The organism is Streptomyces chisholmiae (genome assembly GCF_031845445.1).
Taxonomy (GTDB): Bacteria; Actinomycetota; Actinomycetes; order Streptomycetales; family Streptomycetaceae; genus Streptomyces; species Streptomyces chisholmiae.
Genome location: NZ_JAVREO010000002.1, coordinates 275,059 through 287,867, shown reverse-complemented (window position 1 = coordinate 287,867; position 12,809 = coordinate 275,059). Strand labels below are relative to the sequence as shown.

The window sequence follows — 12,809 nt, the reverse complement described above, 5'->3', positions numbered from 1 at the left end:
GACCCGACCTGACCTGGTCGGTCGGGCCGCCCCCGCGCCGGGTAGCCTCCGTCTGAAGGAGCGGAGACGGCCCGGTGGCATCGAAGGCCGGCGGGGTGTCCGGGGGCCGGGGGCCTCCGGGAAAAGGGGAGGGGTGCGCGCCATGCGTCAGGGCGCCACGCGCGGGGGGACCGCACGCAGGGCAGCCGGCCGCCGGCGGGACAGCCGCGGCGCGGCTCTCCGCGCCGCGATCCCGCTGGTGTTGGCGGGGCTGCTCGCGACCGGCTGTTCCGGCGGCGCCGAGCCAGCCGAGCCCGTGGAGTCGGACGCTCCCGAGGCCGGCGAGCCGGCCGGCACCAACGCCGAACTCCCGCCGCTGCCCGCCCGGTTCACCGACCAGGCGCTGGACTGGGAGCACTGCCCGGCACCCTCGCCCCGGCAGGGTTCCGGCGAGCCGCCAGGGGACGCCTGGCGCTGCTCCACCCTGACCGTTCCGCTGGACTACGCCCGTCCCGAGGCCGACACCATCGAGTTGGCGCTGATCAGGGCCGAGGCGGACGACCCGGCCGACCGGATCGGCTCGCTGGTCTTCAACTTCGGTGGCCCCGGCGGCTCCGGCGTCGCCTCGCTGCCCCGCTCCGCCGAGCGGTACGCGGAGCTGCGCACCCGCTACGACCTGGTCAGCTTCGACCCGCGCGGGGTCGGCGAGTCGTCCGGCGTGGTCTGCCGGGACGACGCCGAGATCGACGCCGCCGCCCAGCGGGCGACGGGCCCGCCCCGCACCGACGCCGAGGTGCGGGAGTTCCTCTCCGCCAACCGGGACCACGCCATCGCCTGCGCCGACCGGAACGGCGACCTGCTCGGCCAGCTCGGCACCGTCCAGGCCGCCCGCGACCTGGACCTGCTGCGGCAGGTGCTGGGCGAGCGCCAGCTGCACTACTTCGGCATCTCCTACGGCACCAAGCTGGGCGCGGTCCATGCCCACCTCTTCCCGGACCGGGTCGGGCGGACCGTGCTGGACGCCGTGGTCGACCCCACCCGCGACCAGGTCGAGCGGCTGCTGCTGCAGACCGAGGGCTTCCAACTCGCCCTGGACAACTACCTGACGGACTGCGCCCAGGCCGCCGACTGCCCGACCGGCGGCGCCGGGCCCGAGGGGTACGCCGCCATCAACGCGCTGCTGGAATCGGCCCGCGAGCAGCCGTTGCCCACCGACTCCGGGCGGCTGCTCACCCAGGACCTGGCCGTCACCGGCCTGTTGGCCAGCCTCTACTCGGCGGGCTCCTGGCCCTATCTGACCGAGGCGATCCGGGAGGCCACCGAGGAGGGCCGGGGCGACCTGCTGCTGCGCGCCGCCGAGCAGTACAACGGGCGGGACACGGAAGGCCGCTACCGCAACGTGAGCGCCGCCAACACCGCGATCAACTGCGCCGACTTCGCCTCCCGCCCCACCCTGGAGACCGTCGAGGAGTACCGCGACACCTTCGTCGAGACCTCCCCGGTCTTCGGCGAGTCCCTGGTGTGGGGGCTGCTCTCCTGCCTCAACTGGCCGGTGAACGGCGAGCGCGACCAGCCCGTGGTACACGCCGAGGGGGCCGGGCCGATCCTGCTGCTGGCCACCACGGGTGATCCGGCCACCCCCCGGGTCGGCGCCGAGCGGATGCGCGGCGAGCTGGGCCCCGGCGTCGGGGTGCTGCTGACCTACGAGGGCGAGGGGCACGGCGCGTTCAGCTCCGGCGACCCCTGTGTGACCGGGGCGGTGACGCGTTATCTCCTGGTCGGCGACCCGCCGGGCGACGGTACCGTGTGTGCCTGATGAGACTTCTGCGGGCACACATACGCGGGGCCGTGACCGCTGCGGCACTGCTCACCTTGACCACCGCCTGTTCCTCCGGCTCGACCGACCGGCCGGCGGAGCGCCAGAACCAGCCGGCGAGTTACCCGGACCTGCCCGACGCGTTGGGCCGGCAGGTACCGGACTGGTCGGCCTGCCCGACGCCGGCCGCCAGCCAGGACTCGCTGGCCACCGAGCCGCCCGGGGAGCTGTCCGACGGCACCGCCTGGGAGTGCGCCACCCTCGACGCGCCGCTGGACTACGCGGAGCCCACCGCGGACACCGTGGAGCTGGCGCTGGTCCGGGCCCGGACCCCGGTCCCGGCCGAGGAACGGCTCGGCTCGCTGTTCTTCAACTTCGGCGGCCCGGGCGGCTCCGGGGTGGCCACCCTGCCGCAGGCCAGTGACTCCTTCGAGGAGCTGCGGCTCGGCGGCTACGACCTGGTGAGCTTCGACCCGCGCGGGGTCGGCGAGAGCGAGGGCGTGCGCTGCCTGGACGACCAGGCCAGGGACGAGGCCGACCAGCTCTTCAGCGGGGTGCCGGACACCGAGGAGGAGTGGCGGCTGGCCGACGAGCAGGAGGCGGAGTTCGTCGCCGCCTGCGTCGCCAACTCCGGCCCGCTGCTGCCGCACGTCACCACCGCCAACACCGCCCGCGACCTGGATCTGATGCGGCACCTGCTGGGCGACGAGCGGCTGCACTACTTCGGCTTCTCCTACGGCACCCAGCTGGGCGCCACCTACGCCCACCTGTTCCCCGACCGGATCGGCCGGACCGTGCTGGACGCGGTCGTCGACCCGGACCCGGACCCGGTGCACCAGGGCCTGTTGGACGCCCGGGGCTTCCAGCTCGCCCTCGACCACTATCTGGAAGCCTGCGTCCAACAGGCGGACTGCCCGGTGGGTCCCGACCCGGCGGCCGGCAACCGCTGGCTCGCCGAGCTGCTCGCCGACCTGGAGGACGAGCCGCTGCCCACCCAGTACGCGGACGGGCGGCGCCTGACCACCGCCCTCGCCTACATCGGGATCGCCTCCACCCTGTACTCGGAAGGCAGTTGGGAGTACCTCACCGAGGCGCTGACCGAGATCCGGGACACCGGCACCGGGACGACCCTGCTGGTGCTCGCCGACATCTACGAGGGCCGCAACCCGACCACCGGCGAGTACACCACCCAGAGCCCGTCGTTCACCGCCATCCGGTGCGCCGACCAGCCGGGCGCCGGCCTGACCGAGGACGAGGTGCTCGGCTGGGAGGACGAGTTCCGCGCCGAGTCCGAGGTGTTCGGACCGTACATGGTGTGGTCGCTCACCGGCTGCGGCGACCGCTGGCCGGTCACCGACCCGGTCGAGCCGCCGGACTACGACGCCACCGGCGCGGCCGAGAAGCTGCTGCTGGTCGCCACCACCGGCGACCCGGCCACCCCGTACGAGGGCGCCGAGCGGATGCGCGCCGCGCTGGGCGGCCCCGACGTGGCCCACCTGCTCAGCTACGACGGCGAGGGGCACGGCGCCTACACCAGCTCCGATCCCTGCGTGGTGACCGCGGTCGACGACTGGCTGCTGACCGGCGAACTCCCCGCCGACAACACCGGCTGCCCGAACTGAGTCAACCCGAACCGAACCGCCACCGGCCGGGGACCAGACGTGCTGGTCCCCGGCCGGTCGATGGGTGTCCCTGGCGCCGCGCGCGGGCGGGTCGGCGTCAGTAGACGGGCTTCTCCGGCTCGATCTGGTTGACCCAGCCGATGACCCCGCCGCCGACGTGCACCGCGTCGGCGAAGCCGGCGTTCTTCAGCACGGCCAGCACCTCGGCCGAGCGGACGCCGGTCTTGCAGTGCAGCACGATCCGCCGGTCCTGCGGCAGGTCACCCAGCGCGTTCCCCATCAGGAACTCGTTCTTGGGGACCAGCCGGGCGCCGGGGATGGAGACGATCTCGTACTCGTTCGGCTCCCGGACGTCGATGATGTCGATCTTCTCGTCCGCGTCGATCCACTCCTTGAGCTGCGCCGGAGTGATGGTGGAGTCCAGCGCGGCGGCCTGCGCCTCGTCGGAGACCACACCGCAGAACGCCTCGTAGTCGATCAGCTCGGTGACCGTCGGGTTCTCCCCGCAGACCGCGCAGTCCGGGTCCTTGCGGATCTTGACCTGGCGGTAGCTCATCTCCAGGGCGTCGTAGATCATCAGCCGGCCGACCAGCGGGTCGCCCACGCCGGCCAGCAGCTTGATGGCCTCGGTCACCTGGATCGAGCCGACCGAGGCGCAGAGCACCCCGAGCACCCCGCCCTCGGCGCAGGACGGCACCATGCCGGGGGGCGGCGGCTCCGGGTAGAGGCAGCGGTAGCACGGGCCGTGCTCGGACCAGAAGACCGAGGCCTGGCCGTCGAAGCGGTAGATCGAACCCCACACGTACGGCTTGTTCAGCAGCACGCAGGCGTCGTTGACCAGGTAGCGGGTGGCGAAGTTGTCCGTGCCGTCCACGATCAGGTCGTACTGGGCGAAGATGTCCATCACGTTGGACGAGTCCAGCCGCTCCTGGTGCAGCCTGACCTCGACGTACGGGTTGATCCCCAGCACCGAGTCGCGGGCCGACTCGGCCTTGGAGCGGCCGATGTCGGACTGGCTGTGGATGATCTGCCGCTGCAGGTTCGACTCGTCCACCTCGTCGAACTCCACGATGCCCAGCGTGCCGACGCCGGCGGCGGCCAGGTACATCAGGGCGGGGGAACCGAGGCCGCCCGCGCCCACCGCGAGCACCTTGGCGTTCTTCAGGCGCTTCTGCCCCGCCATCCCCACGTCGGGGATGATCAGGTGGCGGGAGTACCTGCGGACCTCATCAACGGTTAGCTCGGCGGCCGGCTCTACCAGCGGGGGCAGCGACACGGGGACTCCGTATGGTCATAGGGACACTCGTTCTGCCTTCAACACTGCCACGGGCGGTCTCATTCCAAGACACCGGTCCCAACCCGCGAGACGGATCGTTCCGCGGGGGCGTCCGGCCGGCGGCCGGACGCCCACCGTCCTCACATCCGGCAGGCCGCCTCCATCCAGATGTCGGCCAACGACTCCTCGAAGCCGATCCTGGCCCGCCAGCCCAGGCGGTCCCGCGCCGTGCGGACGTCCGCCTGCTGCCAGCCGCCGCAGCCGTCCGGGTAGGGTGCGGCCGGCGCGGCCGCACCGCCCAGACCGTCCACCGCGCCGGTCGCCTGGCGCGGCACCGGCGGACCCTCCAACTCCAGCAGGGTGCCGCCGAAACCGGAGATCCGGGCCAGCGCGGCGGCCGCCTCCCGCAGCCGCACCGCGTGCCCGGTGCCGATGTTGACCACGCCCTGCGCCGCCGACAACGTCGCCGCGTGCACCGCGCGGGCCACGTCCCGCACATCCACGAAGTCCCGCTGGACGCCGAGACCGCCCAGCTTCAACTCGCTGTCCCCGTGCTGCATCGCCCGGCGCAACGAGTCGGCCAGCCGGCCAAGCGGCGAGCCCGCCGGGGTGCCGGGGCCGGTCGGCGAGAACACCCGCAGCACGATCGCGTCCAGCCCGGAGCCCAGCACCAGCTCCGTCGCCGCCAGCTTGCTCACCCCGTACGGGCCGCCGGGGCGGGCCACCGCGTCCTCGGCGATGGACGAACCGTGCTGTGAGGGGCCGTACTCGGCGGCACAGCCCACCTGGACCAGCCGCGCCCGGCAGCCGCTGCGCCGCAGCGACTCGCAGAGCGTCGCGGTGGCCACCGTGTTGTGCCGGGTCAGCTCGCTGGCGGTGCCCCGGATGGCACCGGCGCAGTTGATCACCACCCCGGGGTGCACCGCGTCCAGGAACCGGGTGAGCGCGCCCGGGCTCCCGGTGGACAGGTCGAAGCGGACGTCCGCGTCGTCGCCGCGCCCCAGCGCGGTCAGCTGCACGGCGGGATCGGCCAGCAGCCGGTCCGCCACGAACCGGCCCAGGTACCCGTTGGCGCCCAGCAACAGCACTCTCATCGGTCCGACCTCCGGTGCTCCTGGAGACCGACTCCGGTCGTGGCTCGCATGGGGGGTGGTGCGGTCATCGCTTGTGGTGCTCCTCGCGTGTGAACGGTTCGGCCGGGGCTCCTGGAGTAGCCGGCGCGGAGAAGGGTGAGGGGAACGAACGAAGTACGGGACCGCGCGGGCCGGCGGGCCGCCCCCGCGGGGCCGGGCCGGCCCGGTGCGCGGTGGCCCGGGGCAGCACCACGGCCACCCCGGCCAGCAGCCAGCAGCCGCCGACGGCGGCGGCCACCAGCGGCACCGCCGCCGGGCCGTGCGCCTCGGTCAGCCAGCCCACCGGCCGGGCCACCCCGCCGAGGCCGGGCAGCCAGGCGGCACTGGCCAACGCCAAAGCCACCAGCTCGAGCCCGCCGGTCAGCGCGAGCCCCCGGGCGGCCAACCCGCGGTGGCCGTGGCGGCACAGCAGCGCCGCGAGGCCGAGCAGCGCCGCCAGCGCCGTCGTCGCCAGCGCGCCTGGCCAACCGAGCGGCGCCCAGTCCACCGGGACCAGCCGCGACGCCGCCAGCACGCCGGCCAGCCCCAGGGCCAGCAGCAGCCCGGTGCGCAGCAGCAGCATCCGGGCGCCGCGGGTGAACTCCCGGAGCCGACGCCGCCCGAGCAGCCGCCTGGCCCGGCCGGCGAAGCCGTCCCGGCACCAGGCGATCGGCGCCACCGAGAACGCCAGCAGCAGCGCGGCGCCGGCGGCCGAGCCGGTCTCGCGCTGCGAACCGACCAGCAGCTCGCCCAGCACGCCGTCGCCGACCAGCGCGTAGCCGACCGGCGGCAGCGCGAGCAGCCCGGCCGGCCCGGGCGGCGCCTGCCGGGCCAGCACCAGCAGCACCGCCAGCAGCGTCACCACCCCCGTGACCAGGGCGAGCGCCGCCCGCCCCGGCGCCGCCTGCGGCGGCAGGCCGGCCACCAGCCACAGGCCGCCGGCGCACACCACGCCGGGCAGCAGCGGCAGTGCCAGCCGGGCCAGGCCACGGGCCGGCGGGGCGGCGGCCCCGGCCGGCTCGACCGCCGGCCGGGGCGTCCTGGCGTGCAGCTCCTCGGCGAGCGAGAAGACGTCCCGGTGCCGACAGCGGGCGACCGTCCGCTCGTCGACCCCGCCCGCCTCCAACCCGGCGGCCAGCTCCAGCGGGTCCACGGCCCGCACACACAGCTGCCGGTGCGCCACCAACAACGCCCGCACCGGATCGGGCGACCCCGCCGGAGGCGGGCTCGGCCTACCGTCGGGGCCGGCCGGCGGATCGGCCGGGCGCTTCCGGCTGGCCGGAGCGAGCGGACGCGCGAGGGCGGCCCGGCCGGCCGGGCCCGCCGAGTCACCACCGCCGCCAGCGCCGCCCGGGGGGGTGGCGTCGGCCGGGGTGGTGGAGTCGGCTGCGCGCGGCGAACCAGACACCCCGCCCCCGTCCGTCGAACCGGCCGGACCGGTCACCTCGGACCACCCCACCGGCTCGCCCCAACCCGCTCGCCCGCCCGGACCGGCCCGGCGCGCCAGACCGTCAGGACTCGTCCGGCCAGCCGCAGCCGTCGGCCCGGCCCGGCCAGCCGACCACGTCGAGACGGCCGGACCGGCCGGGCCCCCGGGGCCGCCCGGACCTGTCGGGGAGACCTGGCCAGCCGGGTCGGCCGGACGGCAGGGGCCGGACAGGCCAGTCGAACTCGGCACGCCCGAGCCGACTGGGCCCCCGGGGCCGCCCGGACCCGTCGGCCCGGCCTGGCCGGCCTGGCCGGCCGAGTTGACCGGCCTCGTCGGGCTCCGCTGGCCCCCCGGGCCGGCTGGGCCCGTCACACCCGACGGGCCGTCCTGGCTCGCCGGGGCGGCCGGCAGCCGCCGAGTCGTCGGGCCGGCCCGGCCCGCCAGGTCGTCGGGGCTGGTCGGGTGCCGCGGGTCGGTCGGGCTGGTCACGGGCGCTCCTCGGCCGTCGCCAGCACGCCGGGCGGCGGGTGCTCGGCTATGGTGCGCCGGGCCCAGGCCGGCACCACGCGCCCGGCCGCCGCCGCGCGGCCGGCCAGCTCGGCGTAGCCGGCGTCCAGCGCCGCGAGGCTCCGCTCCACCGCGAACACCTCCAGCGCCCTGGCCCTGGCCGCCGCGCCGAGCGCGGCCCGCCGGGCCGGGTCGTGGAGCAACGCGAGGGTGGCCTCGGCGAGCGCCACCGGGTCGCCGGCCGGCACCAGGACGCCGGTGCCGCCCAGCGCCTCGGCCGCCGCCCCGCGGTCCGCCGCCACCACCGGCCGGCCGCAGCACATGGCCTCGACCAGCGCGGTGGGAAAGCCGTCCGGCACCGTGGCGCAGACCGCCACCGCGCCCGCCGCCCAGCCGGCGGCGCGGGCCGGCGGGTCGGCCGCCGGCCGGTGCTCGACGCTGCCCGGCGGGCACCAGCGGGCGGCCGGCACCCCGCCCGGCTCGGGCGGCGGACCGCCGAGCAGCAGCAGCCGGGCCGCCGGCTCCGCCTCGCGGACCCGGGCGAAGGCGCGCAACAGGCCGTCGGCGTCGCCGTGTTCGTCCACCGGGCCGGCGGCGACCAGCAGGGGGACGGGGGCCGGCGAGGTCCGTTCCGCGACGGCGAGCAGCTCGCGGGTGTCGATCCCGGGCCAGAGCTGCCGCAGCCGGGCCGGCTCGGCGCCGCAGCGCCGCTGCCAGCGGCCGGCCCGGGCGTCGCCGGGGGTGATCAGCTGGGCGGCGGCGTACACCGCGCGGGCCAGGCCGAGTTGGAAAGCGGCGAGCAGCGCGCGCACCGGAGCCCTGGCCGCCGAGGGCGGGACCGTGTGGCCGGCCGAGCCGGCCAGCGCCGCCACATGGTGCTCGCGCAGCCGCACCCGGAACTCGGTGACCAGCAGCGGCGTGCCGTGCAGGTAGCGGGCCAGCAGGCCGGGCAGCGCGGCCGGGCCGCCGCCGACCGCGTGGCAGAGGTCGACCGCGCCCAGTCCCGGGTCGTCGGCCGCGCCGCCGTACCAGTCGAGGGAGAGCGGACGCAGCGCGCGTTCCATCCGCTCGGCGACGGTCAGCAGGTCGGCGACGCTGGCGCCGACCGCCGCCCGGGGGACGCCGGGCCGGCGGCAGGCGGCCTCCAGCACGGCGACCGCCGGCTCCGAGGCGAGCCAGCGGGCGAGCCCGCCGTGCCGGGCGGCGAGGTCGGCGAGCGCGCGCAGCCCGGTGGCGAAACGGTCCGCCTGGGCAGCACCGGCCCCGGGCCCGCCGCCCGTCCCGGCCGCCCGGTCATCGGTGAGCCCCGCGGTTAACTCCTCGAACGCCTCGGCAAAGGCACGGCCGGCCAGCCGGGACGGGCGGCCGCCGGGGGGCGGCCCCCACAGCCGCGCCGTGCGGACCAGCCGCACCTGCTCGGGCAGCGGCCGGCGCGGCCCGCTGGCCTGCTGCCGGCCCCTGCTGAGCGCCCGCACCTCGAAGTCGTGCCAGGGCAGCCCGCGCACCAGCCGCTCGCACCAGGCGACCAACTCGCCCTGGGCATACGGATAGCCACCCTCGGTGAGCAATGCGACGCGCACCGGCGCACCCCCTCACTCCGTCTTCCGGACGGGCCGTCGGGACTCAGCGAGGAGACGCTATGTCCGGGAGGGCAAGGCTCGCCGGACGGTTGTCCACCAAGCCACCGGAAGGGGTGAATAATCGTGACCTCGCCAGCGCCGGCTCGTTCGAGCCGCCCGACGGGCCGAGCCGGACCACCGCCGGCCCGGCGCCGTCAGTTGTCCGGGTGCGGCCAGGCGTTGGGCTCGCAGGTGACGCCGTCGATGGTGAGGAACTTCGTCTGCTGCATCATCACCGGGGCCACCGCGCCCTCGCTGGGGCAGACCGCGTGGCCGTAGCCCAGCCGGTGCCCCACCTCGTGGTTGACCAGCATCCGGCGGTAGTTGGCGATGTCGTCGCCGTAGGTCTCCGAACCCTGTGCGAACCGCCAGGCGTTGATCATCACGCGCTCGGTGCTCGACGAGTTGCAGGAGACGTTGTCCTCCGTGGTGTCCAGCCCCGACCTGGCGCACCAGTCGGCGGTGGTGCCGGGGCTGGCCAGGGTCACCACGAAGTCGTGGTCCCCGTCGGAGACCCGGGCGAAGCCGCGCTCGCCGTTGTTGCCCCAGCTGCGCTCGTCGCTCAGCGTGCGGTGCACCACCTCGGCGAAGAACTCGGCGTCGATGCCCAGCCCCTCCTCCACGTCCACCCGGTAGCGGAGCATGGTGGTGGCCTCCGCGTCGGCGGCCGGCTCACTGCCGGGGACGGGCACCAGCTCACCCGATCCGGTCAGTTCCGGGTCCAGTGGGAAGGTGCTGGCCAGCAGCTCGTCAAAGGTCGGCGGCTCCGGCTCGGGCTCCTCGTCGGCGGACGGCCGCGGCCGGTCGTCGCCCTGGTCCGGGTCGAGGGCGATCCGCTCGTCGTCCGCCACGCCCGGCGCGCCCGCGTCGTCGTCCGGCCTGGCCAGCTGGCCGGCGACCAGCACCACCAGCACGGTGGCCAGCGCCGCCGCCGTCACCCCGGCCGCCGAGCGGCCCCAGCTCTCCCGGCCGGCGCGCTTGCGCTGCTCCCGGCGCTGCGCCCGGCCCAGGCGCTCCTCGGGCTCCGGCGCGGTCACCGGGTCGCCTTCGCGCCGGGGCGGACCCGAGCGCTGCCCGGGCACCAGCGGACCCCCGACGAGCCCGTCGTGCGGCGGCGGCCCGGCCGCCGGGCCGAGCGGGTCGAAGGCGTCCAGATACTCCTGACGCGGCCCCTCGTGGCCCGGGCCGAGCGGCTGCCCTGGCGCGGGAAGGCGGGCGTCACGACGTTCCATCCGGCGACCTCAGCCCCGTCCGGTGGGAGTGGCGCGGAACTCGCGGAACGCGTCGGCCACCAGCTCGGGGTACTCCATCATCGCGACGTGTCCGGCGTCCGGGAGCAGCACCAGCCGGGCCGCGCCGAAGGCCCGGCAGGCCCGACCGGCCACCCGGTGCGAGACCAGCCGGTCCCGCCCGCCGTACACCAACAGGGTCGGCATCATGACGCGCTCCGCCTGCCGCCACAGGGACTGCTGGCCGCCGAGCGTGTAGGCGTTGACCAGGCCCCGGGCGGAGCGGGTGAGCGAGTCCCAGAAGTACGGGAGCGACTGGCGGCGCTCCAGCTCGGCCTTGGCGGCCGAGAACTCCTCCGGGGTGATGCGGGATGGGTCTCCGTAGCACAGCGACAGCACATCACGCGCGCGCTGCCCGGGCGACGAGGCGCGCGTCAGACGCGGCAACAGCCGACTCATCCCGGGCCCGCCGAGCAGCGCGGTGGGCAGCGCCGAGCACTGCGGCGGCAGCTCGGGGAGGGCCGGCGAGACCAGGGTCAGGCTGCGCACCAGGTCGGGCCGGAGCGCGGCGACCCGGGTGACCACGGCGCCGCCCAGCGAGTTGCCGAAGAGGTGGACCGGGCCGCGCCCGGCGCTCTCCAGCTCGCGCAGCACCGCCCGGGCGTGCCCGTAGATCGAGTAGTCGCCGTTCTCCGGCGGCGGTGAGGCACCGAATCCCGGGAGATCGAGCGCCTCGCACTCCACGTCCCCGGCCAGCAGCTCCATCAGCGCGGACCAGTTGCGCGACGAGCCGCCGAGGCCGTGCACGAAGAGCGCGGGCTCCAGACCGTCGACGGTGGCGGCGCGGCGGCGGACGGCCAGCGTCATCCCGGGCCGCGAGACGGTCCTGATCGTCTCCCCCGCACGCACCCCGGGCCAGCCCTCGGCTGCGGCGAGCGCGGCCTCGACGCGCTGCTCTTCGGTGGATGGCATGGGGGCCATAGTACGAGCCCGGCACCGTCAGGGAACCCAACGGTGCCGCGGGCCAGCGCCCGTACGACACCGCTCCGTTCGCCCCGCGGCGCCGGCGCGCCTAGGCTGGGGTTACCCGTCGGTCGCCCGGAGGTGACATTCGATGACACAGGAGCCCACCGACCCCGAGTCCCTGGACGAGTTCCTCGCGGACGCGGGTGACGAGGAGCGGTACGCGGACGAGCTGCCCGAGGAGACCCCCCGGGAGGACGCCGCCGAGCAACGGCTCGATCTGCTGACGTCGCGGGACACCCCGTTGACCGAACGCGGGGTGGCCGAGTCCGACTCGGCCGACGTCGCCGAACAGGCCCGGGTGGTGGATCCGGGCGACGACGAGTACCGCTGAGCCGCCTGTCCACAGAGTGAAATCATGCCCACACGATGCACGCTCCGCAACGACTCGACCGTACGATGACGGCACGGAGCACCACACGAACGGCGCCCAGCGCGCAACCGAGAGCAGTCCGGGAGGCGGCGTGACAGCCACAGAGCAGACCGAGGCCCGCCCTCGCGGCACCCGCCTGCCGCGTCGAGCCCGCCGGAACCAGCTGCTGGGGGCGGCGCAGGAGGTGTTCGTCGCCCAGGGGTACCACGCGGCGGCGATGGACGACATCGCGGAGCGGGCCGGCGTCAGCAAGCCGGTCCTCTACCAGCACTTCCCCGGCAAGCTCGAGCTGTACCTGGCCCTGCTCGACCAGCACTGCGAGGCGCTGGTCGCCGCCGTGCGCCAGGCGCTGGCCTCCACCAACGACAACAAGCTGCGGGTCGCGGCCACCGTGGAGGCGTACTTCGCCTACGTCGAGCACGAGGGCGGCGCGTTCCGGCTGGTCTTCGAGTCCGACCTGACCAACGAGCCGACCGTGCGCGAGCGGGTGGACCAGGTCTCCTACGACTGCGCCAAGCTGGTCAGCGCGGTGATCGCGGAGGACACCGACCTGCCGAGCGAGCAGTCGATGCTGCTGGCCGTGAGCCTCTGCGGGATGGCCCAGGTCACCGCGAGGCACTGGCTCAGCACCGGCCAGAAGGTCCCCCGCGAGGCGGCCTACGGCCTGATCGCCTCCCTCGCCTGGCGGGGCGTCGCCGGCTTCCCGATCCAGCAGCACTGAGTCGACTGTTCGCTGAGGGCGTGGCCGATCCGCGACGGCCGTCAGGTCGGCACGGTTAACCTGTGCTCCAGAACGGCGCGGACCATCGCGCACGTGGATGACC

At 75.6% G+C, this 12,809-nt stretch carries 10 protein-coding genes; 4 read left to right on the top strand and 6 right to left on the bottom strand.

Annotated elements, in window-relative coordinates; all coding sequences use genetic code 11:
* Window positions 1–142: 142 nt before the first annotated feature.
* Both RM844_RS04150 and RM844_RS04145 read left to right on the top strand, forming a co-directional pair.
* On the top strand, window positions 143–1,795 hold the full coding sequence (locus tag RM844_RS04150; RefSeq protein WP_311664842.1) for an alpha/beta hydrolase: 1,653 nt from the start codon (window positions 143–145) through the stop codon (window positions 1,793–1,795).
* Between the two features lie 32 nt (window positions 1,796–1,827).
* Complete coding sequence (locus RM844_RS04145) at window positions 1,828–3,417, top strand: alpha/beta hydrolase (RefSeq protein ID WP_311664840.1); 1,590 nt, start codon at window positions 1,828–1,830, stop codon at window positions 3,415–3,417.
* 97 nt (window positions 3,418–3,514) lie between these two features.
* Here the strand turns inward: RM844_RS04145 and moeZ are convergent, their stop codons facing one another.
* From moeZ to RM844_RS04115, 6 genes are all read right to left on the bottom strand, one after another.
* Window positions 3,515–4,693: an adenylyltransferase/sulfurtransferase MoeZ gene (moeZ, locus tag RM844_RS04140; protein WP_311664838.1), complete on the bottom strand. Its 1,179-nt coding sequence runs from the start codon at window positions 4,691–4,693 to the stop codon at window positions 3,515–3,517.
* Window positions 4,694–4,833: 140 nt separating this feature from the next.
* Window positions 4,834–5,787, bottom strand: a complete 954-nt coding sequence (locus RM844_RS04135; protein WP_311664836.1) for an NAD-dependent epimerase/dehydratase family protein — start codon at window positions 5,785–5,787, stop codon at window positions 4,834–4,836.
* A gap of 64 nt (window positions 5,788–5,851) precedes the next feature.
* Window positions 5,852–7,003, bottom strand: coding sequence for a hypothetical protein (locus RM844_RS04130; protein ID WP_311664834.1), 1,152 nt, complete (start codon window positions 7,001–7,003; stop codon window positions 5,852–5,854).
* Window positions 7,004–7,719: 716 nt separating this feature from the next.
* Window positions 7,720–9,321, bottom strand: a complete 1,602-nt coding sequence (locus tag RM844_RS04125) for a glycosyltransferase (protein ID WP_311664831.1) — start codon at window positions 9,319–9,321, stop codon at window positions 7,720–7,722.
* A gap of 194 nt (window positions 9,322–9,515) precedes the next feature.
* Window positions 9,516–10,592: a DUF3152 domain-containing protein gene (locus tag RM844_RS04120; protein WP_311664829.1), complete on the bottom strand. Its 1,077-nt coding sequence runs from the start codon at window positions 10,590–10,592 to the stop codon at window positions 9,516–9,518.
* Between the two features lie 9 nt (window positions 10,593–10,601).
* Window positions 10,602–11,561 carry an alpha/beta fold hydrolase gene (locus tag RM844_RS04115; protein ID WP_394814425.1) on the bottom strand — a complete coding sequence of 320 codons (960 nt, stop codon included), beginning with the start codon at window positions 11,559–11,561 and terminating at the stop codon, window positions 10,602–10,604.
* Between the two features lie 142 nt (window positions 11,562–11,703).
* Here RM844_RS04115 and RM844_RS04110 point away from each other — a divergent pair, with 142 nt between their 5' ends.
* Both RM844_RS04110 and RM844_RS04105 read left to right on the top strand, forming a co-directional pair.
* On the top strand, window positions 11,704–11,946 hold the full coding sequence (locus RM844_RS04110; protein ID WP_311664827.1) for a hypothetical protein: 243 nt from the start codon (window positions 11,704–11,706) through the stop codon (window positions 11,944–11,946).
* Window positions 11,947–12,076: 130 nt separating this feature from the next.
* On the top strand, window positions 12,077–12,706 hold the full coding sequence (locus tag RM844_RS04105; RefSeq protein ID WP_311664825.1) for a TetR/AcrR family transcriptional regulator: 630 nt from the start codon (window positions 12,077–12,079) through the stop codon (window positions 12,704–12,706).
* Window positions 12,707–12,809: the final 103 nt, after the last annotated feature.